The sequence below is a fragment of the Jiangella gansuensis DSM 44835 genome (assembly GCF_000515395.1).
In the GTDB taxonomy this organism is placed as follows: domain Bacteria; phylum Actinomycetota; class Actinomycetes; order Jiangellales; family Jiangellaceae; genus Jiangella; species Jiangella gansuensis.
In genome coordinates this window covers 1,259,670-1,280,130 of the sequence record NZ_KI911782.1, presented here as the reverse complement: position 1 = coordinate 1,280,130, position 20,461 = coordinate 1,259,670, and the positions used below count along the sequence as shown (strand labels likewise).

Sequence of the window (20,461 nt, the reverse complement as noted above, 5' to 3'; positions counted from 1 at the left end):
CCAGACTCACCTCAGGAGACCGCCGAACGGACGCAGCTAGAGTTTCCACACCTGAGAGGAAGGCAGAGAGACATGGCAACAATCGCTGACCACGACTCCTACATCGCCGCTGCGCCGGAGGCGTTCCGCCCGGTTCTCGACCACCTCCGGGACCTCCTGCGTAAGGCTCTCCCGGATGCAGAGGAGATGACGGCGTACAACATGCCGGGGTTCAGGATTCGTGGCACGGTCGTTGCGAGCTACGCGGCGTTCAGCAAGCAGGTCGGGCTGTACGTTCTCGCACCTGCGATCTCAGATCATGCCGAAGAGATCGCAGAAGCGGGCCTCAGAGCGAGCAAGACCGGCATCACCTTCCCGCCGCGCAAGCCGGTCCCGGATGATCTCGTGATACGGCTCGCACGAGCATCACGCAAGCATGTTGACGGCTGAGGACCTCTGCCGCAGATTCGCGTGGCTCGGGCGCGGCGGGGTCGCTACACGTTGAACCGGAACTCGACGACGTCGCCGTCGGCCATGACATAGTCCTTGCCCTCCATGCGGACCAGGCCCTTGGACCGGGCCTCGGCCATGGAGCCGGTGGCTACAAGATCGTCGAACGACACCACCTCGGCCTTGATGAAGCCCTTCTGGAAGTCGGTGTGGATGACGCCGGCGGCCTCGGGCGCGGTGGCGCCCTTGGGGATGGTCCAGGCGCGGGCCTCCTTGGGCCCGGCGGTCAGGTAGGTCTGCAGGCCGAGGGTGTCGAACCCGACCCTGGCCAGCATGTCCAGGCCGGACTCGTCCTGCCCCATGGACTGCAGCAGCTCCAGCCCCTCGGCCTCGTCCAGTTCGGCCAGCTCGGCCTCGATCTGGGCGTCCAGGAAGATCGCCTCGGCGGGCGCCACCAGCTCGCGCAGCTCGGCCTTGAGTGCGTCGTCGGACAGTTCCTCGTCGTCCATGTTGAACACGTACAGGAACGGCTTCGCGGTGAGCAGGTGCAGCTCGCGCAGCGGCTCGGGGTCGAGCCCGGCGGCGAACACCGTCCGGCCGCTGTCGAGGACCGCCTTGGCCTCCTCGACGGCGGCGACGACCTCCTGCTTCTCCTTGGCCATCCGGGCCTCTTTGACCAGGCGCGGCAGCGCGTTCTCGATGGTCTGCAGGTCGGCCAGGATCAGTTCGGTGTTGATGGTCTCGATGTCGGCCTTGGGCTCGATGCGACCGTCGACGTGCACGACATCGGGGTCGTTGAACACCCGGATGACCTGGCAGATCGCGTCGGCTTCGCGGATATTGGCGAGGAACTTGTTGCCCAGCCCCTGGCCCTCGGAGGCGCCCTTCACGATGCCGGCGATGTCGACGAAGCTCACCGTGGCCGGGATCTGCTTGGCCGAGGCGAAGATCTCGGCGAGCGTGCCCAGCCGGGAGTCGGGCACCCCGACGACGCCGACGTTCGGCTCGATGGTGGCGAACGGGTAGTTCGCCGCCAGGACGTCGTTCTTCGTCAGCGCGTTGAAGAGCGTGGACTTGCCGACGTTGGGCAAGCCGACGATCCCGATGGTGAGGGACAAACCGATGATCCTTCGCTGTCAGAGCCGACCGCGCGGCGCCGTCCGGCGCGAACGGGGAGCCCACCGAGTGTATGACGGCAGACGCGGTGCGGGGAAAACGCTGCGGTGGATCGGACCGCAGCGCCCACGCCGATCACGAATCTGGACGAAATGGCTGATCCGGACCGCTGATCGCCGCGCCTTCCCGACTTTGTCGGACCCGCCCGGCAAGCTGGTCCCATGAACGGCACCGGCATCCTCCTGGCCCTCCTCGCCCTCCTCCTCGGAGTGGTGGTCGGCGCGCTGCTCGTCCGTGTCCGCTCCGCCGCGCACATCGCGACGGTGGTGGCCGAACGCGATGCGGCGCGAGCCGAACGCGACACCGCCCGGCAGGAGCGGCAGCAGCTGGTGTCCGAGCGCGAGGTCGACCGCGAGAAGCTGCTCGACGCCCAGGCCGCGCAGACCCGTCTGGAGACGGAGCTGGCGCATGCCCGCACCGACGGTGAGGAGAAGCTGGCCCTGCTGCGTGCCGAGCAGGAGCGGCTGACTCAGGAGTTCCAGCGGCTGTCCAACGACGCGCTCAAGCAGAACCGCACCGAGTTCCTCGAACTGGCGGCCGAGCGGTTCAAGGGCTCCGAGGACCGCGTCAAGACCGAGCTCGAACACCGCCGGCAGGCCGTCGAAGCCCTGGTCAAGCCGCTGAACGACCAGCTGGCCAAGGTCACCGACCATGCCAACCAACTGGAGAAGGCCCGTGCCGCCGCCTACGGCGAGCTGCGCGCCCAGCTGGAGACCATGGGCAAGAGTTCCGACCTGCTGCGGCAGGAGACCCAGCAGCTGGTGACGGCGCTACGTGCGCCCCAGGTTCGCGGCCGCTGGGGCGAGCTGCAGCTGCGCCGGGTGGTCGAGGCCGCCGGCATGCTGGAGCACGTCGACTTCGTCGAGCAGGCCACGGCCGACACCGCGGACGGCAAACTCCGCCCCGACCTGCTGGTCAAGCTCGCCGGCGACAAGTGCGTGATCGTCGACGCCAAGGTGGCGTTCAACGGCTATCTGGAGGCGCAGGAGGCCCGCGACGAGGCCACCCGCGACGCCCGGCTCGCCGCGCACGCCCGGCATCTGAAGACCCACATCGACTCCCTGGCCGCCAAGCAGTACTGGGAGCAGTTCGCGCCCACGCCGGAGTTCGTGGTCATGTTCGTCCCGTCCGACGTGTTCCTCAACGCGGCACTGGAGCAGGACCCGACGCTGTTCGAGCACGCCTTCGAGCGCAACGTCGTCATCGCCACCCCGGCCACCCTGGTCGCGCTGCTGCGCACGGTCGGCTACACCTGGCGGCAGGAAGCGCTGGCCGAGAACGCCCAGCAGGTGCTGTCGCTGGGGCGTGAGCTGCACTCCCGGCTGGCCACCATGGGCGGTCACATCAGCAAGCTGGGCCGTCAGCTCGACGGCGCCGTCCGCGCCTACAACGACAGCGTCAGCTCGCTGGAGAGCCGTGTCCTCGTCAGCGCCCGCAAGCTGTCCGACCTCAAGGTCGTCGACGCCGAGCTGGAGGCACCCGCGCAGATCGAGCGCGCCGCCCGGCAGGTCCAGGCGCCAGAACTGGTCGACGACGCCCTCATCGCGCTCGAGGAGATCCAGGTCGATCCGCGGTTCGGGCTCGCCCCGGCACCCGAGGCCGCCAAGTCCCGCCGTCGGCGCAGCGGCACCGACGGCTGACGCGCCTGGGCCCACCCCGCGGTCGTATCCTTGCTCGCACGACAGGCTAGCCCCGGGAACAGCCACGGGCCAGGGTTCGAGCAGCCGAGGAGGACGGCATGACCGACCGGCCGGCTCGGCGTGACGACCAGCGCGCCGGCGACACCGACCGCGACCTGGTCGCCGGTGATCTGCGCGACGCCTTCAGCGAGGGCCGCCTGGACGCCGACGAGTACGAGCGCCGCCTCGACGCGGTGTGGAAGTCACGCACCTACGGCGAACTCGACCGGCTGACCGCCGACCTGCCGCAGCCGCTGCAGCGAGAACGCGCCCGCGCGGAAGAGGAGCGGCAGAAGGCCCTGGCCGAGCGCAAGAAGCGGGAGACGCGCGAATACCTGGGCGAGTGGCAGGCGTGGCTGGGCGGCGCCGTCATCATGATCGGCATCTGGGGCGTCACGAGTCTGGCCAACGGCGAGTTCAACAACTTCTGGCCCGCCATCCCGCTGGGCATCTGGGCGGTCATCCTGCTGGTCAGCGCCTTCGGCCGCGGCGACGACACATAGCCGGCCAAGCAAGCACGACCGCCGAGCGGCCGGGCCGGTTCAGTCCGACGACGCGGTGGCCTTGAGGTCACGGCGCAGCTCACGCGGCAGCGAGAAGATCAGCGACTCCTCGGTGGTGCGGTGCTCCTCGACGGTGGGGAAGCCGCGCTCCCCCAGCCACGACACCACGCCCGCCACGAGGTCCTCCGGCACCGAGGCGCCACTGGTGACGCCGACCGTGGTGACGCCGTCGAGCCATGCCTCGTCGATCTCGGAGGCATTGTCGATCCGGTACGACGCATCGGCACCGGCGTCGAGCGCGACCTCGACGAGGCGCACCGAGTTGGACGAGTTGGCCGAGCCGACCACCAGGACGAGCTCCGACTCCACTGCGATCTCCTTGACCGCGACCTGACGGTTCTGGGTGGCGTAGCAGATGTCGTCGCTGGGCGGGCTGATCAGGGCCGGGAACCGCTGGCGCAACCGGTCGACCGTCTCGTAGGTCTCGTCGACCGACAGCGTGGTCTGCGACAGCCACACCACCCGGGACGGGTCGCGGACCTGCACGTTGGCGACGTCGTCGGGGCTTTCGACCAGCTGGATGTGCTCCGGCGCCTCACCGGAGGTGCCTTCGACCTCCTCGTGGCCGGCGTGGCCGATGAGCACGATGTCGAGGTCGTCCTTGGCGAACCGGCGCGCCTCGTTGTGCACCTTCGTGACCAGCGGGCAGGTCGCGTCGATGGTTCGCAGCCCGCGGTCGGCGGCCTCGGCGTGCACCATGGGCGCCACCCCGTGCGCGGAGAACACCACCAGCGCGCCTTCGGGAACCTCGGAGAGCTCCTCGACGAAGATGGCCCCGCGCTGCTCGAGCGTTTCCACGACGTGCTTGTTGTGGACGATCTGCTTGCGGACATAAACCGGCGGGCCGTAGTGGTCAAGTGCCTTCTCCACGGTGACGACGGCACGGTCCACGCCCGCGCAGTAGCCTCGCGGCGCCGCCAGCAGTACGCGTCCCTCAGCAGTCATGCTCCCCATGGTAGGTGCCATGGCCGTCAGTCCCAGCCGGTACGGTGCCCATCGTGGCCTTGGACACATCCCCGGAGAAGCCGGCACCCGTACGGGTCATCTCTCAGCTGATCGGCCAGTGGATCAGCCGGCTCGGTCCGGTGTGGGTCGAAGGCCAGGTCGCGCAGTTCTCCCGCCGCCCGGGCACGCAGACCGCATTCCTCACGTTGCGCGACCCGCACGCCGAGGTGTCGCTCACCGTCACCTGCCCGGTGGGGTTGCTCGACGCGCTGGAGGCGCCGCTCACCGACGGCGCCCGCGTCGTCGTGCACGCCAAACCGTCGTGGTACTACACCCGCGGCACACTGTCGCTGGCCGCCGACGACGTCCGCCCGGTCGGCCTGGGCGACCTGCTCGCACGCATCGAGCGGCTGCGGAAGATCCTCGCCGCGGAGGGAGTGTTCGCGGCCGAGCGCAAGCGCCCGCTGCCGTTCCTGCCCACCGTCGTCGGGCTCATCTGCGGTCGCGACTCCAAGGCCGAGCATGACGTGCTCGAGAACGCCCGGCGGCGCTGGCCCGGTGTCCGTTTCCGAATCGAGCCGGTCGCGGTGCAGGGGCTCAACGCCGTGAGCCAGGTCATGGACGCGCTGCGGGTGCTCGACCGCGACCCGGAGGTCGACGTCGTCATCATCGCCCGTGGCGGCGGCTCGGTCGAGGACCTGCTGCCGTTCTCCGACGAGGCGCTGGTGCGGGCCGTGTCCGCCGCACGCACCCCCGTCGTCAGCGCCATCGGGCACGAGGCCGACACGCCGCTGCTGGACCTGGTCGCCGACGTGCGCGCGTCCACCCCGACCGACGCGGCGAAGCGCGTCGTGCCCGATGTCACCGAGGAGATCGAGCGGGTGGCGCGGGCCCGCGAACGCATCCGGTCCGCCGTCCGGCACCGGCTCGACCGCGAGCGGCACGGCCTCGCGTCGCTGCGGTCCCGGCCGGTGCTCGCCGACCCGCACCATGGTGTGCGGCTGCGCGCCGACGAGGTCGCCGCGTTGGTGCAGCGGGCGCGGCGCAGCGTCCGGCACCAGCTCGACCGCGCCGCCGTCGACGTCGACCACACCAGGGCCCGCATCCGCGCGTTGTCGCCGGCCGCCACGTTGGAACGCGGGTACGCCGTCGTCCAGAAGGCCGATTCCACCGTCGTGCGCGCCCCGGACGACGTCAGCCCCGGCGAGCACGTGCGCCTGCTGGTGGCCGGCGGCGAGATCGCCGCCACCATCGACTCGCCGGCCGCCGGTGCCGGGCCCGATGCCGCGGAACAAACCATCGACGGTGATCGCTGAAGCGAGCATGTCCTCCTTCAACGAGAAGATCATCGAAGAGTTCCGGCAGAATGCCGGCCGCGTCGCGGGGCCGTTCGCCGGGGTGGAACTGCTCCTCCTGACCACCACCGGTCGGCACAGCGGCCAGCCACGCATCGCGCCGCTCGCCTACACGGCCGACGGCGACGACCTCGTGGTCGCGGCATCCAACGGCGGCTCCGACCGGCACCCCGACTGGTACTACAACATCCAGGACGACGCGACGGTGACGGTCGAGGTCGGCGAGCGCTCCTATCCGGCGACCGCGGTCATCCCCGACGGACCCGAACGGGACCGGCTGTGGGCCGCGCACGTGGCCGCGATGCCGAACTTCGCCGACTACGAGACGGTGACCGACCGTCCCATCCCCGTCGTCGTGCTCCGGCCGGCGAGCTGACGCCGGCTGGTAGGTTGGCTGGCCATGCAGCCCGCCGAACCCACCTACGAAGAGGCCCGCGACGAGCTGGTCCAGATCGTCGCGAAGCTGGAGGCCGGCGGCACCACGCTCGAGGAGTCGCTGGCCCTCTGGCAGCGCGGCGAGGAGCTGGCGAAGCTCTGCGAGACCTACCTCGACGGTGCCCGGCAGCGCCTCGACGCCGCCGAGAACCCCGGCACGCCGGACACGCCTGAGTGATTGTCCTCGCCCCACCTGTTGATCTTGGAGTTCTTGCGGAATCTATCGGACATTTCGCCCGGCGATTCGCCCATCTCTCCAAGATCGACGGGTGAGGGGCGTCAGCGCAGGAGGCTCACGAACTCCTCCAGCTGCTCGTAGCCGACGGTGCCGCGCACGATGGTGATGACGCCGCCGGACTCGCGGACCAACGCCCGGTCGGGGGCGTCGTCGCGCTCGACGAGGCGTTCCCAGGTAGCGCCGCCGACGGTGCTCTCACCGTCGGGGTCGAAATCGGCCAGCCGGTCGTCGCGGTAGCTCTGGATCTCGCCGTCGGACTGTTCGATGCCGATGTGCTTGTCGTCGTCGATGAGGAACCCGAGCCGCCAGCGGTCGCCGCCGCCGTCCTGCGAGACGTCGATGCTGGTGGCCCGCCAGTTGTCGGGCACCGGCTCCGGCGCGAGCACGTCGTAGCCGTAGTCGGCGCGCGCCATCGCCAGCGCGTCCCGGTACTCGACGGGTTCGGGCAGCCGCGGTTCCTGGTCGTTGAGGAGGTTGAACACCAGCGCCACCAAAGCCAGCACGCCGGCCAGCGCCGCCATGCTGCGCATGATGTCGCCCAGCGACGGGTTACCGCGAGTCGAGGTTGCCACGACAGCATCGTCGCACCCTCCCCATGATCATCAAGGATTGGCCCGCCTATGACCGGGTCAACCCTTGATGATCATGGGGAGCGGTCAGGCGGGGTAGACGCTGACCTCGGTGGCCTTGACCGACGCCCACACCCGGCGGCCCGGTTCCAGCCGCAGGTCGGCGACGGCGAGCGGTGTCACGTCCGCCAGGACCGGCACCGCGCCGTCCGCGGTCACCCGTACCAGGTCGCCGTGCGCCTCCAGGTCCGTGATCACCAGCTCCCAGGCGTTGCGCGCCGATCCCTCCGGCCGGCGCGGGCTCAGGGTCACCGCGGCCGGCGGGAAGGCGACGTGCACCGGACCGCTCGCCTCGTGCGCCAACGCCACCGTGGCGCCGGTCGGCAGCTCCGCGACCAGGCCCCGGGCCACACCGCGCAGCAGGTTCAAACCGACCAGCCGGGCGACGTAGTCGGTGCGCGGCCGGCGGGCGACGTCGGCCGGCCGGCCTTCCTGCACGACGGTGCCGCGTTCCAGCACGACGACGCGGTCGCCCAGCACCATCGCCTCCAGCGGGTCGTGGGTGACGACGAGCGTGCAGCCGTCGTACCCGGCGAGGTGCCGGCGCAGTTCGGCCCGGACCACCGGGCGGGTGCCGGCGTCGAGTGCGGCCAGCGGCTCGTCCAGCAGCAACAGCCGCGGCTCCACGATCAGCGCCCGGGCCAGCGCCACCCGCTGGGCCTGGCCACCGGAGAGTTCGCGCGGACGCCGTCGCTCGTACCCGGCCAGCCCCACCCGCGCCAACCACTCGCCCGCCCGCTGCCGGGCCCGTTCCCGAGGCACGCCCCTCGAGCGCGGACCGAACGCGACGTTCTCCAGCACGCTCATCGTCGGGAACAGCAGGTAGTCCTGGACCACCATGCCCACGCCGCGCTCGCGCGGCCGCACGTGCACGCCGGTGTCGGCGTCGTCGAGGATCGTCCCGTCCAGCTCGACCCGGCCGCCGTCCGGGCGCAATGTCCCGGCAAGCAGCTGCAGTAGCGTCGACTTGCCGGCGCCGTTCGGGCCGAGCAGCGCAACCACCTCACCGGCGGCGACGGTGAGGCCGGCGGCCAGCCGCAGGTCGCCCCGGCTGAGCGTCAATCGCGCGGTCAGGCTCATGCGGTACCGATCCAGCGCTCACGCAGCCCGACCAGGATGGCCACCGAGACGACGATCATGAGCAGGCTCAGTACGACGGCCACGTCGCTGTCACCGGCACCGATGGCCACGTATGCCTCGATCGGCAGGGTCCGGGTGGTGCCCGGGAGGCTGCCGGCGAACGTCACCGTCGCGCCGAACTCGCCCAGCGCCCGGGCCCAGCACAGCACCGCCCCGGCCAGCACGCCGGGGGCGACCGCAGGCAGGGTCACCCGCCGGAACGTCGTCCACGAACCGGCGCCGAGCGTCGCGGCGACGTCCTCGTACCGGCTGTCGGTGGTGCGCAGCGCTCCCTCGACCGCGACGATGAGGAACGGCATCGCCACGAACACCTGCGCCACCACCACCGCGGCCGTGGTGAACGGCAGACTCACCCCGAACGTCTCGTCCAGCCAGCTGCCGATGACGCCGCGGCGGCCGAACACCATGAGCAGCGCCACCCCGCCGATGACCGGCGGCAGCACCAGGGGCACGGTCACCAGGCCCCGCAGCAGCGCCCGGCCCGGCAGCGCGGTGCGGGCCAGCAGCCAGGCCACCGGGACCCCGCACGCCAGCGCCACCAGAGTGGCGACCGTCGCCGTCGTCAACGACAGCCGCAGCGCCGTCAGGACCTCCTGCGAAACCAGGATCGACGGCAGGTCACGCCAGGGCGCCCGCAGCAGCAGCCCCAGCATCGGCAGCACCAGGATGGCGACGCCGATCAGCGACGGGATCAGCAGAGCGACCGGAACCCGCAGGTCGTCGGCGCGGCGAGGGCGGCTCACGGCTCCAGGAAACCTGCCTCGGCGAGGATCGACCGACCGAGCTCACCGGTGATGGCCGCCACCACCGCCCGGGCGCCCGCCGGGTTGGGGGCGTCGGCGAGGACCGCGACCGGGTAGTCGTTGACGACCGCATCCGAGTCCGGCGCCGGGACGGTCTCGACGGCGTCGCCCTCGGCCACGGCGTCGGTGCGGTAGATCAGCGCCGCGTCCGCCTCGCCCAGAGCGACCAGTGCTGCGGCCTCCTTGACGTCGGTGGTCAGGGTGTCCGGCGCCGCCACCACGCCGGCCGCGTCGAGCAGGCGTCCGGCCGCCGTGCCGCACGGCACCTGCGGCTCGCAGATGGCGACCAGCAGGTCCTCGCGAGCCAGGTCGGCCAGACCGGTGACGCCGCCGGGGTTGGCGGCCGGGACCACCAGGGCGAGGGTGTTGCGGGCGAACACTGCCGGCTCGCCGTCGACGACACCCGCGGCGACGGCGTTGTCCATGGTCCCGGTATCGGCGGTGGCGAGCACGTCGGCCGGAGCACCGGAGACGACCTGCTCGACCAGGCCGGAGCTGGGCCCGAAGGAGAACACGACCTCGAGGTCCGGGTACTCCTCGCCGAGCCGGTCGGCCAGCCGTTCGAACGGCTCCGTCAGCGAGGCCGCGGCCAGGACGGTGACGGTGCCGCCCGGCGCGTCGCCGCTGGCCGGAGCGGTGGCGGAGCCGCCGCAGGCCGCGCCGACCAGCGCGGTGGCCGCCGTCACTGCGACGACGCCGCCCCGTCCGGCGCCGCGGTTCATGCCCGGCCCGCCGGCAGGTCGACGACGACGTTCGTGGCCTTCACCGACGCGATGGCCGCGACGCCCACCTCGAGCCCGAGTTCGTCGGCGGCCTCCCGGCTCATCAGCGACACCACCCGGTGCGGGCCGGCCTGGATCTCCACCTGCGCCATGACGCCGTCCTTGCGCACCGAGATCACGATGCCGGGGAAGTGGTTGCGCGCAGACTCGCGCGGCGTGGGCAGGGCGGCTTCGCCGGGGACGATCTCGCGGGCCACGCGCGCCAGCTCGACGCCGTCGACGACCATGCGGCCGGCGTCGTCGCGGTCGACCCGCAGCCGGCCGCCATCGGCCCACCGGCGTAGGGAGTCGTCGCTCATCCCGAGCAACCGGGCGGCGTCAGCAATCCGAAACTGCGGCACGAATCAAAGTATAGAACCGCATCCGCGGTTTCGCGGTGGGTCGGGCGGCAGCGCCGCCGGCGCCCCTCCCATGTCAGCGGCGGCGAGACACCAGCCGGCGAAGCAAGATCGCGGCCACGATCACCAGCGCCAGCCACCCGAACGCGGCCCAGATGACCCGCGACGGACCCCAGCCCCAGCCAGGATCATTGTCGTCGCCGTCGTCCGCGGCCGTCACGGCCGGCGGCGGCACGACCGATGTTCGCCCGGACACCATCGGCCCGACCTGCGGCGGGACAGGGCGGATGTGGGCCGGAAGCCTCGGCGCGCCTCGATCGGCGGAGAGCGACGCCACCGGGACAGCCGCGCCGCCCGGGGGTTCGGCAACGGCCGCCGAGGCAGCGCCCGCAGTAGTGAGCACTGCGCCGGCGAGCACAATGCTCACGCTGCGCGCCGGTCCCCCGCGCAACACCATCACGGCAGTGTCGCCTGCTGCGGTGAATCCACGGTTGCTCCCTCGTGCACGTTCGGCCTGCGCACGGTGTCCGCGCCCGCTCCGCCACGGGGGGACGAATCGGCGAGGGGGACGCTCACGCCGACAGTTGGCATCAGCATCCCTCCCCCGAGGTCCGACACGCTGCGCGCCGCCCGGAGCGCTCAATGGCCGAGCAGGGACCGGCGCCGTTCCTTCGGCGGACGGACGGTGAGCTCACCGAGCACCACGAAGCCGCGCACGTGGTAGACCGGGCTGCCGGGGGTGACCTCGGACTTCAGCTTCATCTTCCGCTCACCGAGGATGTTCGCGCCCTCCTCGATCCGCACGTCGATACCCTCAGGGACGATCAGGGTGACGCTGCCGAGGACGATGCCGACGTGGATGTCGATCTCGCGGGAACGGACGATGGCCTCGGTGAAGTCGAGCTCCACCTCGCCCAGCACGGACGTGAGGTCGATGCGGGCCGGCACCTCCCAGCGACCCTTGCGCTTCTCGGTGCTCAGCACGCTGGTGATGCGTTCGGAGGCGCGGACCGGCCCGTCCGTCGGCGGCCGCGGCACGGGTGCGACGCCGGCCGCCGACGTGGCCGGTCCGGTGCTGGCGGCCGGTGCTGCGGGCCGGCCCTGCTGCCACGTCGCGGTGGACGTGCCACCGGGCAGCGGATAGGGTCCCTGCGGCAGGTCGCGGGTGATGGGCTGCAGGTCGCCATAGGTACGCGCGTTGAACGTCGCCTCCAGCCGCTCCTCCAGTTCGGACAGCGTCAACCGGCCGTCGCCGGCGGCCTGCCGCAGCGCCTCCGCGACCCGCTCGCGGTCGACGTCGGAGCAGCGCAGGTCAGCGGCGCTGCGCACGTCGGGGACGCCCACCGGCGCAGGCTGCGGCGACGGACCGGGGTCGGCGGGCGGCCTGGGCACGTCGGGGACTTCGCTCATGCCTCACCTATCGACTTGCGTTGGACGTTGACGCCGCCGAACACGGCCTTGCCGGTGACCCGGACGACCGGCGCACCCGCACCGGGCTGGCGACGATGGCTGGCGTCGTCGTTGAAGGCGCCGAAGACACCGGTTCCGTCGACCAGGACACGGACGTCGTCGGGCACGACGATGTTCACTCCGCCGAAGACGGCCCTGATGTCGATCTCGACCTCGTCGCTCTCGAGACTCGCCTCGCGCAGGTCGAGGTCGGCGCCGCCGAAGACGGCCTTGACGTGGAAGCGGCTGGGCACCACCCACTCGCCGCGCCGCTGGAGGCCGCTGAACACGACCTTGGCCGATCGCGACACCGGCCGGCCACCGATCCGGCCCGACGTGACCGGCGCCGGTGACGGAGCCGGTCGTACCGCGGGTGGCCTCGTGACCGGCGGCAGCGGGACGTCGCCGGGCAGATCCCGCACCACCGGTTCGAAATCGGCATACGTCTTGGCGGCGTACAGCGCCTCGATACGCTCGTCCAGCTCGGTCAGGCTCAGCCGGCCGTCGGAGGCCGCCTGCCTCAGGACGTCGGCGACGCGCTCACGGTCGGCGTCGGACGCCCGCATCGAACGCTGGTCGCGTGTCTCGTCCACAACCCATGACCTTAGCAATGACCACGCCGTCCAGAAGGATGAGCCGACCTGCGATTCCTGCCCCCGCAGGAGGAGTCAGGACCCCTGATCTCCGCTTCGTCAGCTGATCGTTCTCGCGGACGGTCGCCGCCGGCGGGATGGGGATGCCGGCAGGGGTAGGCTCGGGCGTCCGAGCGAGGAGCGAGCGAGGCGGGCGGGGGCGGCGTCCCCATCCCACCGGCGGACGGTCACGGCGGACCACCCGCGCCGTTGCCGTCCGACGCCGACCCGGAGCCGGCCCGCGCCCCGACGGTGAGGTTCTCCCCCGTCTCCGGGTCGAAGACGTGGACCTTGCGCAGGTCGAGCCAGAGCTTGGCGCCCGTGCCCTCCGGGATGCGGCTGGTGGCGTCGAGCGACACGACGAGCTGAGTACGCAACGCCTCGCTGTCGAGCTCACGCTCCAGCTCCGCCAACTGCTTGCGGATGTCGTCGGGCGCCTCGTACGGCACGTAGGCGTACTGCTCGTTGCCGAGCCATTCGATGACGTCGATGGTGGCGTCGAACTCCACGCCGTGATCGCGGATGGTGTCGGAAACCACCGCGGCGTCCTCGAACGCCTCCGGCCGGGCACCGAGCAGGACGACGTCGCGGCCGCTGAGGTCGAGCGCCGGCGACGGCAACGTCCACTCGCCGAACGGAGTGTGCAGCCGGTCGCCGGCCACCGTCGCGGAGATGAAGTTCATCGGCGGCGACCCGATGAACCCGGCGACGAACAGGTTGACCGGGTTCTCGTACAGCTCGCGTGGCGAGGCGACCTGCTGGACGACGCCGCGGCGCAGCACGACGACACGGTCGCCGAGCGTCATGGCCTCGACCTGGTCGTGCGTGACGTACACCGTGGTGATGCCGAGCCGCTTCTGCAGCCGGGAGATCTCGGTGCGCATCTGGCCGCGCAGTTTGGCGTCGAGGTTGGACAGTGGCTCGTCGAAGAGGAACGCCTGCGCCTCGCGGACGATCGCGCGACCCATCGCGACCCGCTGCCGCTGCCCACCGGACAGATTGGCCGGTTTGCGATCCAGGTGCTCGGTCAGTTCGAGCAGGTCGGCGGCCCGGCGCACCCGCTCGTCGATCTCCTTGTCCGGCGCCTTGTGCAGCCGGAGCGGGAAGGCGATGTTCTCGTACACCGTCAGGTGCGGGTAGAGCGCGTAGTTCTGGAAGACCATTGACAGGTTGCGGTCGCGCGGCGCCTTCTCGTTGACCCGCTGCCCACCGATCTGCATCTCGCCGCTGGTGATGTCCTCCAGCCCGACGATCATGCGCAGCAGCGTCGACTTCCCGCACCCGGACGGGCCGACCAGGATGACGAACTCGCCGTCGGCGATGTCGAGGTTGACGTCCTTGACCGCGTGGAAGCCGTCGCCGTACCGCTTGTTGATGTCCTTCAGCGTGATGGCAGCCATGGGGTTTCTCCTCCAGTTACTGCTGGGTCAGCCCTTGACGGCGCCCTGGGTCAGGCCGGAAACGATCCGGCGTTGGAACAGCAGGACGAGGATGACGACGGGGATGGTGACGACGACGGCGGCCGCCGCGATCGCGCCCGTCGGTTCCTCGAACTGCGAGGCACCGGTGAAGAACGCCAGTGCCGCCGGAACCGGGCGCGCTGCCTCCGTCGACGTCAGCGAGATGCCGTAGACGAAGTCGTTCCACGCGATGAAGAACGAGATGATGGCGGTGGTGAACACGCCAGGTGTGGCCAGCGGGACGATGACCTTGCGGAACGCCTGCCAGGTGGTGGCGCCGTCGACCTGGGCGGCCTGCTCCAGCTCCCACGGGATCTGCCGGAAGAACGCCGACAACGTCCAGATCGAGATGGGCAGCGTCAGCGACAGGTACGGGATGATCAGGCCCGGCCAGGTGTCGTACAGCCCGATGTTGCGCCACAGGTTGAACAGGGGCGTGACGATGGAGATGACCGGGAAGATGGCCACCGCGAGCGCCGTGGTCAGGATCAGCCGCTTGCCGGGGAAGTCGAGGCGGGCGATGGCGTAGGCCGCGAACGTCGCCAGCACCACGGAGATGAACGTCGCGATCAGCGAGATGCCGATGGAGTTGCGCAGCGCGGACAGGAACAGCTCCTGCGCGCCGCCGGCCAGGATGTTGTCGTAGTTGCTCCAGACCCACTCGGTGGGGAGGAACTGGCCCGTCCCGAGATCACTGGGGGTCTTGAACGACAGCGAGACGATCCACGCGACCGGGAACAGCGCGTAGACGATGACGACGACACCGGCGACCCACCACCACGCCTTGGTGCCGCGCGAGAGCTGACCCTCGTCCATCACCGCTCACCCCTCGCACTGGCCAGGTCGACCTTGAAAAGCCTGATGAACAGGAAACTGATCAGGACGACGCACAGGAACAGCAGCACCGACACCGCCGACCCGAGGCCGATCTCCAACCGGCTGATCGTCTGTCTGTACGCCAGGAAGGACACGACCTCGGTGTTGTTCGCGCCCTGGGTCATGATGAAGACGTTGTCGAAGATGCGGAACGCGTCGAGGGTCCGGAACAGCAGCGCGACCATGATGGCCGCCTTCATGTTCGGGATGGTGACCTTGTACATCCGCTGCCACCAGGTGGCGCCGTCGACCTTCGCCGCCTCCTGCAGTTCGTCCGGCACCTGCGCCAGCCCGGCCAGCAACAGCAGCGAGATGAACGGCGTCGTCTTCCAGATCTCCGACGCGATGATGACCGTCACCGAGGTGCTGAACTCACCGAACCAGTTGGTGTTCTCGCTGATGCCGGGCACCCAGCTGAACCACGAGTTCACGAACCCGGAGTTGATGTCGAAGGCGTAGAACCAGGCGAACGCCGAGACGACGGTGATGATGGCGTACGGGACCAGGATGGCCGTGCGCAGGATGGGCCGCAGCGTCGTGAGCGCCCGGTGCATCACCAGCGCCAGCGCGAAACCCAGCACCGCCTCGATGGCCACCGTGATGACCGTGATCAGCACGGTGACGCCGACCGCCCGCCACCACACGCCGTCGGACAGCACGACCAGGTAGTTGCCGAGCCCGCTGAACTCGCGCGCGTCGGGGTCGGTGAGCCGGTACTTGAACAGCGACTCGTAGAACGCCTGGGCGATGGGATACGCCGTGACCAGCAGCATCACGACGAACGCGGGGCCGGCGAGGTACCAGCCGAGCCGCCGCTCCGCGCGGGCGCGGTCGCTGGCGGGAGGGGGTGGCCCGGCGTCCGCACCGACGGTGTCCGGGGCCTGTGTCACGCTCATAGCAGCCTCTCCCCCTTCAGCACCTCGGTTATCAGCGTCGTGGCCTCCTCAGGCGAGGAGTCCGGCGTCACCGAGCTCGGCGGATGCCAGGTCGACTGCAGCCCGGACGACACCTCGTTGTAGTACGGCGTCTGCGGCCGCGGCGCCGCCGCCTCGAGCGACTCCCGGATCAGGTCGGCCATGGGGAAGCTCTCGCGTACCTCCGGGTCGTCGTAGGCCTCGGTGTTGGACGCCGGATTGCCGTTGGTGACCATGTAGTACGCCTGGTTCTCGGGCGTGACGATGCACTGGGCGGCCTCAAGTGCGAGGTCGGTGTGCGCGCTGAAGGCGCCGATGCCGAGGTTGATGCCGCCGTAGGGCGGCCGGGACTCCTCGCCCTCGGCGACCGCCGGGTAGAGCGCCCAGCCGATGTCGTCGACCAGCGCCTGGTCGAGGTTGCCGCCCTCGACACCCGCGAGCGTCGCGGCCCACACGAACGGCCAGTTGACCATGAACGAGCCCCGGTCGCCCTGGAACTGCAGCATGGCGCCGTTCTCGTCCTGGTTGCCCAGCCCGGGACCGCCCAGGCCGTTGCGGGCGATCTCTTCGATGACCTGGGCGGCGGCCGCGCCGGCCTCGCTCTCCAGGCCGAGCTGGACCTCGTCGGCCGGGGCCTCGGGGTTCTCCAGGATCTCGCCGCCGGCGGACGTCACCAGCGCGTTGATCCACACCGTCAGCGCCTCGGCGCGGATTCCCTGCACGCCGAGGTACTTGTCCTGCGACTGCGCGGCCTCGATGAGCTGCTGCCAGGTGACCGGCTCGTTCTCCGGGTCCAGACCGGCGGCCTCCGCGACCGACCGGCGGTACCACAGCAGCTGGGTGTTGGCCCAGAACGGGACGGCGACGATCTCGTCGCGCCAGGTGGCGCCGTCGATGGCGCCTTGCACGACGTTCTCGGTGACGGCGTCGGCGATGTCGTCGGGGATCTGCGCCAGGAAGCCCGCCTCGGCGAACTCCGGGATGAACGGCGGGTCGAGACTGATGATGTCGATGGACGAGTCGTTGGCTGCCAGCCGGCGGGCCAGCTGCTCGCGCTGCGCGGACGCCTCGCGGGGCAGCAGCGACGTCTCGATGCGGTAGGCGCCGTCGGCGGCCTCGGTGCATCTTCGCGCGAGCTCGGCCTGTCCTCCGTCGTCGGGGTTGATGTACCAGGTCAAGGTCGGAGTGCCGTCGTCGCCGCCGCACGCGGCCAGCCCGAGGACCATGGTGGCGGCCGCTGCAACGCTGACTGTTCTCCTGCCCACATCGCCTCCCTGGAGCACACACAGCGCGCTCCAGTGACCGCTTCGTCATCGGAGCGTTGAAGTGTGAGTCGACGTTACGACATCGAGTGCGACTGGTCGAGGACATACGGTGAACCTGTGGATGACCTTCCGCGCACACTGGTCCGGCGCGACGGCATCGGCGGTGAAGTCGTGGTCCGCAGCCGGTTCGCCGCCGACGAGACGATCTACGAACTCATCGTCAACGGAACGTTCCTCATGGACACCGCCGAGACGTCCACCGAGCGGCTGCTCGCCGGTGTCCTGCTCGAACGTCATCCCGTCCCCGAACGGGTCCTGGTGGCCGGCCTCGGCTTCGGTTTCACGGTCGCGGAACTGCTGGGCGACCCGCGGGTCCAGGCAGTCGACGTCGTCGAGCTCGAACCGATCCTGGTGGAGGTGCTGCGCGATGGCGTCGTGCCCGGTGTCGGGGCCGTCGTCGGCGACCCGCGGGTCCGGGTGCTGGTCGACGACGTCCGCGAGCTGCTGCCGGGCGTCGCCCCGTCCACGTACGACGGCATCCTGCTCGACGTCGACAACGGCCCGGACATGCTGGTGCACGCGGCGAACGCGCAGGTGTACGAGCGGCCGCTGTTGACGCAGGCGGCCCGGGCACTGCGCCCCGGCGGCCTGCTCGCCGTCTGGTCAGCGGCACCGTCGACGGCGTTGGGCGCCGCCTTGGCCGACGCCGTCGGCGATGTCGACGAGGTGGTGCGCACCGTGCGCCGCGAGGGCCGCGACATCCAGTACCACCTGTATTTCGCCGCCCGCCGCGACCCGGAATGATCACGTGGACCATGGGTGCACCCGCTCCACCAGGAATGCTTGCCTGGTGGAGCGGCAGATCACCTCGGAGCGAAGCGAGCCGGGCCGATCAGGCCGGGACGCCGCGCACGTCGAGCGCGTTCTCCACGATGCGCAGCCCGGCCAGGCCCGGCATCTTGCTGATGTGATCGTCGATGCTGCGCGCGGCCTGCCGCCCGTCAGGGCCGCTCATGAGGTGATGCAGCACATGGCGCACCTCGGACTCGGCCATGACTCCCGTGCCCACCGGTCCCCAGTACTTGCGCAGCGCGAACCGGGCGATCTTCTGCGCCTTCTTGCTGCGTGCCAGCCGATCCCGCGCCTGGGTGGCGTAGAACGCGACGTGGCGGGCCTCCTGTTTGGCGATGCGCTTGAGCAGCTCTGCCAGCACCGGGTGCTTCTCCAGCGCAGCCAGCCGGTTGTACGCGGTGATGGCCGACCATTCGTTGGCCGCGCCCCAGATCATGTGGACGGCGACGAAGTCCTGGCCGACGATGTTGGCCAGCATCGACTGCTTGATCGGGTCGAACTTGTCGCGCCAGCCCATCTTCAGGCGGACGGCCTTGAGGTGGTCGTAGTCGACACTGAGGCCGTGCATGCCGAGCACCTCGGCAAGTGCCTCACCGTGCCAGAACTCCTCCATGTTCCACATCGTCATGAATGCCGTGACCTGCGGGTCTTTGTGCGATGGCGTGACCAGCATGTCCCGTAGGTAGCAGACGGTGTGGTACTCGACGTCGCACATGTAGCGAAGGCTGCGCAGTGTTTCGGGCGGCAGTGGATTCGTACGGAACTCCTCGAACGGCAGATCCTGCCACTTCACCGCTGCGGATGTTCGGGTGTATTCGCGGATGTCAAATGCCATAAGTGTGTCGAGGCGAGCACCCTGGATCAGGCCTTGCGCCCCGTACCTCCCTGCGACGCCACCAAAACGAAGGCTCATTCTTTTATGGAAGAAGTATGCCGGTATCGGTGTGCGCTGGGCAATATGCCGTAGATCACGCTTGTCGGCCGGCAAGCAGGTTCGACCCCGGCGGCAGATCGTCCCCCGGGCACGCCATGATGGTCACCATGAGCGACCTTGAGTACCGGATCGAACAGGACACCATGGGCGAGGTACGGGTCCCGGCCGCGGCGAAGTACCGCGCCCAGACCCAGCGGGCAGTCGAGAACTTCCCCGTCTCCGGCACGCGCATCGAGCGCTCGCTCATCCAGGCGCTGGCCACCATCAAGAGCGCGGCCGCACGCGTCAACGCCGACCTCGGGGTCGTCGACGCCGACCTGGCGAAGGGCATCCACGAGGCCGCCGTGGAGGTCGCCCGGGGCGATTTCGACGAGCACTTCCCCATCGACGTCTTCCAGACCGGTTCCGGCACGTCGAGCAACATGAACACCAACGAGGTCCTCGCCACCCTGGCCTCGGAGCGCACTGGCCAGCAGGTCCACCCCAACGACCACGTCAACGCCTCGCAGTCCAGCAACGACGTGTTCCCGACGGCCATCCACGTCGCCGCCACGGGCGCCGTCATCGGCGAGCTGATCCCCGCACTGCAGCACCTCGAGCGGGAGTTGTCGCGCAAGGCGGCCGAGTTCGCGGGAGTCGTCAAGAGCGGCCGCACGCACCTCATGGACGCCACCCCCGTCACGCTCGGGCAGGAGTTCGGCGGCTACGCCGCGCAGGTGGCCTACGGTGTCGAACGGCTGCAGGCGGTACTGCCGCGCGTGGCCGAGGTCCCGCTGGGTGGCACCGCCGTCGGCACCGGAATCAACACCCCGCCCGGCTTCGCCGCCGCCGTCATCGAGCGCATCGCCGCCGACACGGGGCTGCCCATCACCGAGGCCCGCAACCACTTCGAGGCGCAGGGCGCCCGCGACGGGCTGGTCGAGCTGTCCGGCCAGCTGCGCACGATCGCCGTCTCGCTGTACAAGATCTCCAACGACGTGCGCTGGATGGGCTCCGGACCGCGCGCCGGACTGGCCGAGATCGCACTGCCGGACCTTCAGCCCGGCTCGTCCATCATGCCCGGCAAGGTCAACCCGGTGATCCCCGAGGCGCTGTGCATGGTGAGCGCTCAGGTGGTCGGCAACGACGCCGCGGTGGCGTTCGCCGGGGCGGCCGGCAACTTCGAGCTCAACGTGATGCTGCCGGTCATCGTCCGCAACCTGCTGGAGTCGATCCGGCTGCTCTCGAACATCTCGCGACTGTTCGCCGACCGCTGTGTCGCGGGCATCGAGGCCAACGAGGACCGCTGCCGCGAGTACGCGGAGTCGTCGCCGTCCATCGTGACGCCGCTCAACCGCTACATCGGCTACGAGGAGGCGGCGAAGGTCGCCAAGCAGGCACTGGCCGAGCGCAAGACGATCCGGCAGGTCGTCGTCGAGCGCGGCTACCTCGACACCGGCCAGCTCACCGAGGAGCAGCTCGACGAGGCCCTCGACGTACTGAGCATGACGCGGCCCCCGTCGGCCGGCTGACGGATCCCGCGGGGCCGGTTGGGCCCTGTGGTCTCTGCAACGCAGAACCGCGGATG

At 70.3% G+C, this 20,461-nt stretch carries 23 protein-coding genes; 8 read left to right on the top strand and 15 right to left on the bottom strand.

What is annotated here, in order from left to right; genetic code table 11:
- Positions 1-72 precede the first annotated feature (72 nt).
- Positions 73-429 carry an iron chaperone gene (locus tag JIAGA_RS0106335; RefSeq protein ID WP_026875020.1) on the top strand — a complete coding sequence of 119 codons (357 nt, stop codon included), beginning with the start codon at positions 73-75 and terminating at the stop codon, positions 427-429.
- A gap of 44 nt (positions 430-473) precedes the next feature.
- Here JIAGA_RS0106335 and ychF read toward each other — a convergent pair whose 3' ends face one another.
- Positions 474-1,547 (bottom strand): redox-regulated ATPase YchF, encoded by a 1,074-nt coding sequence (gene ychF, locus JIAGA_RS0106330; RefSeq protein ID WP_026875019.1) that lies wholly within the window; start codon positions 1,545-1,547, stop codon positions 474-476.
- Positions 1,548-1,766: 219 nt separating this feature from the next.
- Here ychF and JIAGA_RS27920 point away from each other — a divergent pair, with 219 nt between their 5' ends.
- Both JIAGA_RS27920 and JIAGA_RS0106320 read left to right on the top strand, forming a co-directional pair.
- The gene (locus JIAGA_RS27920) at positions 1,767-3,245 is read left to right on the top strand and encodes a DNA recombination protein RmuC (RefSeq protein WP_084469509.1); all 1,479 of its coding nucleotides are present in this window, start codon (positions 1,767-1,769) and stop codon (positions 3,243-3,245) included.
- 98 nt (positions 3,246-3,343) lie between these two features.
- Positions 3,344-3,787 carry a DUF1707 SHOCT-like domain-containing protein gene (locus JIAGA_RS0106320; RefSeq protein WP_026875018.1) on the top strand — a complete coding sequence of 148 codons (444 nt, stop codon included), beginning with the start codon at positions 3,344-3,346 and terminating at the stop codon, positions 3,785-3,787.
- A 39-nt stretch (positions 3,788-3,826) separates the two neighbouring features.
- On the opposite strand, the gene JIAGA_RS0106315 is transcribed toward JIAGA_RS0106320, so the two are convergent.
- The gene (locus JIAGA_RS0106315; protein WP_026875017.1) at positions 3,827-4,801 is read right to left on the bottom strand and encodes a 4-hydroxy-3-methylbut-2-enyl diphosphate reductase; all 975 of its coding nucleotides are present in this window, start codon (positions 4,799-4,801) and stop codon (positions 3,827-3,829) included.
- A gap of 44 nt (positions 4,802-4,845) precedes the next feature.
- Between JIAGA_RS0106315 and xseA the strand changes: the two genes are divergently transcribed.
- The 3 genes from xseA to JIAGA_RS0106300 are packed head-to-tail and all read left to right on the top strand — an operon-like array spanning position 4,846 to position 6,760.
- Positions 4,846-6,108, top strand: a complete 1,263-nt coding sequence (gene xseA / locus JIAGA_RS27915; protein ID WP_051426596.1) for an exodeoxyribonuclease VII large subunit — start codon at positions 4,846-4,848, stop codon at positions 6,106-6,108.
- 7 nt (positions 6,109-6,115) lie between these two features.
- The gene (locus tag JIAGA_RS0106305; RefSeq protein WP_026875016.1) at positions 6,116-6,523 is read left to right on the top strand and encodes a nitroreductase family deazaflavin-dependent oxidoreductase; all 408 of its coding nucleotides are present in this window, start codon (positions 6,116-6,118) and stop codon (positions 6,521-6,523) included.
- A gap of 24 nt (positions 6,524-6,547) precedes the next feature.
- Complete coding sequence (locus JIAGA_RS0106300) at positions 6,548-6,760, top strand: exodeoxyribonuclease VII small subunit (protein ID WP_035812162.1); 213 nt, start codon at positions 6,548-6,550, stop codon at positions 6,758-6,760.
- Between the two features lie 101 nt (positions 6,761-6,861).
- On the opposite strand, the gene JIAGA_RS0106295 is transcribed toward JIAGA_RS0106300, so the two are convergent.
- The 12 genes from JIAGA_RS0106295 to JIAGA_RS0106240 all read right to left on the bottom strand — a co-directional run bounded on the left by JIAGA_RS0106295 (position 6,862) and on the right by JIAGA_RS0106240 (position 17,108).
- On the bottom strand, positions 6,862-7,392 hold the full coding sequence (locus JIAGA_RS0106295) for a DUF4245 domain-containing protein (RefSeq protein ID WP_026875014.1): 531 nt from the start codon (positions 7,390-7,392) through the stop codon (positions 6,862-6,864).
- Between the two features lie 84 nt (positions 7,393-7,476).
- Entirely contained in the window at positions 7,477-8,529 is a 1,053-nt protein-coding gene (locus JIAGA_RS0106290) for an ABC transporter ATP-binding protein (RefSeq protein ID WP_026875013.1), read from the bottom strand.
- A complete protein-coding gene (locus tag JIAGA_RS0106285; RefSeq protein ID WP_026875012.1) occupies positions 8,526-9,332 on the bottom strand; it encodes an ABC transporter permease in 807 nt (268 codons plus the stop codon). The genes JIAGA_RS0106290 and JIAGA_RS0106285 overlap by 4 nt, the downstream gene beginning before the upstream one ends.
- On the bottom strand, positions 9,329-10,114 hold the full coding sequence (modA, locus tag JIAGA_RS0106280; protein WP_051425784.1) for a molybdate ABC transporter substrate-binding protein: 786 nt from the start codon (positions 10,112-10,114) through the stop codon (positions 9,329-9,331). Before modA ends, JIAGA_RS0106285 begins: the two co-directional genes overlap by 4 nt.
- The gene (locus JIAGA_RS0106275) at positions 10,111-10,515 is read right to left on the bottom strand and encodes a TOBE domain-containing protein (RefSeq protein ID WP_026875010.1); all 405 of its coding nucleotides are present in this window, start codon (positions 10,513-10,515) and stop codon (positions 10,111-10,113) included. The genes modA and JIAGA_RS0106275 overlap by 4 nt, the downstream gene beginning before the upstream one ends.
- Before the next feature lie 73 nt (positions 10,516-10,588).
- Positions 10,589-10,939 carry a hypothetical protein gene (locus tag JIAGA_RS34370; RefSeq protein WP_157552791.1) on the bottom strand — a complete coding sequence of 117 codons (351 nt, stop codon included), beginning with the start codon at positions 10,937-10,939 and terminating at the stop codon, positions 10,589-10,591.
- A gap of 212 nt (positions 10,940-11,151) precedes the next feature.
- On the bottom strand, positions 11,152-11,922 hold the full coding sequence (locus JIAGA_RS34910) for a DUF1707 SHOCT-like domain-containing protein (RefSeq protein ID WP_051425782.1): 771 nt from the start codon (positions 11,920-11,922) through the stop codon (positions 11,152-11,154).
- The gene (locus tag JIAGA_RS27905; RefSeq protein WP_084469508.1) at positions 11,919-12,554 is read right to left on the bottom strand and encodes a DUF1707 SHOCT-like domain-containing protein; all 636 of its coding nucleotides are present in this window, start codon (positions 12,552-12,554) and stop codon (positions 11,919-11,921) included. Before JIAGA_RS27905 ends, JIAGA_RS34910 begins: the two co-directional genes overlap by 4 nt.
- A gap of 227 nt (positions 12,555-12,781) precedes the next feature.
- Positions 12,782-13,993: an ABC transporter ATP-binding protein gene (locus JIAGA_RS0106255; RefSeq protein ID WP_026875008.1), complete on the bottom strand. Its 1,212-nt coding sequence runs from the start codon at positions 13,991-13,993 to the stop codon at positions 12,782-12,784.
- 27 nt (positions 13,994-14,020) lie between these two features.
- Positions 14,021-14,869: a carbohydrate ABC transporter permease gene (locus JIAGA_RS0106250; protein WP_026875007.1), complete on the bottom strand. Its 849-nt coding sequence runs from the start codon at positions 14,867-14,869 to the stop codon at positions 14,021-14,023.
- Positions 14,869-15,825: a carbohydrate ABC transporter permease gene (locus JIAGA_RS0106245; RefSeq protein WP_026875006.1), complete on the bottom strand. Its 957-nt coding sequence runs from the start codon at positions 15,823-15,825 to the stop codon at positions 14,869-14,871. The genes JIAGA_RS0106250 and JIAGA_RS0106245 overlap by 1 nt, the downstream gene beginning before the upstream one ends.
- Positions 15,822-17,108 (bottom strand): extracellular solute-binding protein, encoded by a 1,287-nt coding sequence (locus JIAGA_RS0106240; RefSeq protein WP_026875005.1) that lies wholly within the window; start codon positions 17,106-17,108, stop codon positions 15,822-15,824. The genes JIAGA_RS0106245 and JIAGA_RS0106240 overlap by 4 nt, the downstream gene beginning before the upstream one ends.
- Positions 17,109-17,225: 117 nt before the next feature.
- Here JIAGA_RS0106240 and JIAGA_RS0106235 point away from each other — a divergent pair, with 117 nt between their 5' ends.
- The gene (locus JIAGA_RS0106235) at positions 17,226-17,912 is read left to right on the top strand and encodes a spermine/spermidine synthase domain-containing protein (RefSeq protein WP_051425780.1); all 687 of its coding nucleotides are present in this window, start codon (positions 17,226-17,228) and stop codon (positions 17,910-17,912) included.
- Between the two features lie 88 nt (positions 17,913-18,000).
- On the opposite strand, the gene JIAGA_RS0106230 is transcribed toward JIAGA_RS0106235, so the two are convergent.
- Entirely contained in the window at positions 18,001-18,795 is a 795-nt protein-coding gene (locus JIAGA_RS0106230; RefSeq protein ID WP_026875003.1) for a hypothetical protein, read from the bottom strand.
- Between the two features lie 206 nt (positions 18,796-19,001).
- On the opposite strand from JIAGA_RS0106230, the gene JIAGA_RS0106225 reads away from it, so the two are divergent.
- Positions 19,002-20,405: a class II fumarate hydratase gene (locus JIAGA_RS0106225; RefSeq protein ID WP_026875002.1), complete on the top strand. Its 1,404-nt coding sequence runs from the start codon at positions 19,002-19,004 to the stop codon at positions 20,403-20,405.
- The last annotated feature ends 56 nt before the right edge of the window (positions 20,406-20,461 follow it).

Coding starts and splice junctions, on each gene's coding strand:
- JIAGA_RS0106315 (WP_026875017.1), bottom strand. CDS start 4,801: ATGGGGAGCATGACTGCTGAGGGACGCGTACTGCTGGCGGCGCCGCGA.
- JIAGA_RS0106230 (WP_026875003.1), bottom strand. CDS start 18,795: ATGGCATTTGACATCCGCGAATACACCCGAACATCCGCAGCGGTGAAG.
- JIAGA_RS0106255 (WP_026875008.1), bottom strand. CDS start 13,993: ATGGCTGCCATCACGCTGAAGGACATCAACAAGCGGTACGGCGACGGC.
- JIAGA_RS0106320 (WP_026875018.1), top strand. CDS start 3,344: ATGACCGACCGGCCGGCTCGGCGTGACGACCAGCGCGCCGGCGACACC.
- JIAGA_RS0106335 (WP_026875020.1), top strand. CDS start 73: ATGGCAACAATCGCTGACCACGACTCCTACATCGCCGCTGCGCCGGAG.
- JIAGA_RS0106305 (WP_026875016.1), top strand. CDS start 6,116: ATGTCCTCCTTCAACGAGAAGATCATCGAAGAGTTCCGGCAGAATGCC.
- JIAGA_RS27920 (WP_084469509.1), top strand. CDS start 1,767: ATGAACGGCACCGGCATCCTCCTGGCCCTCCTCGCCCTCCTCCTCGGA.
- JIAGA_RS0106225 (WP_026875002.1), top strand. CDS start 19,002: ATGAGCGACCTTGAGTACCGGATCGAACAGGACACCATGGGCGAGGTA.
- JIAGA_RS0106250 (WP_026875007.1), bottom strand. CDS start 14,869: ATGGACGAGGGTCAGCTCTCGCGCGGCACCAAGGCGTGGTGGTGGGTC.
- modA (WP_051425784.1), bottom strand. CDS start 10,114: ATGAACCGCGGCGCCGGACGGGGCGGCGTCGTCGCAGTGACGGCGGCC.
- JIAGA_RS0106300 (WP_035812162.1), top strand. CDS start 6,548: ATGCAGCCCGCCGAACCCACCTACGAAGAGGCCCGCGACGAGCTGGTC.
- JIAGA_RS0106290 (WP_026875013.1), bottom strand. CDS start 8,529: ATGAGCCTGACCGCGCGATTGACGCTCAGCCGGGGCGACCTGCGGCTG.
- JIAGA_RS0106245 (WP_026875006.1), bottom strand. CDS start 15,825: ATGAGCGTGACACAGGCCCCGGACACCGTCGGTGCGGACGCCGGGCCA.
- JIAGA_RS34910 (WP_051425782.1), bottom strand. CDS start 11,922: ATGAGCGAAGTCCCCGACGTGCCCAGGCCGCCCGCCGACCCCGGTCCG.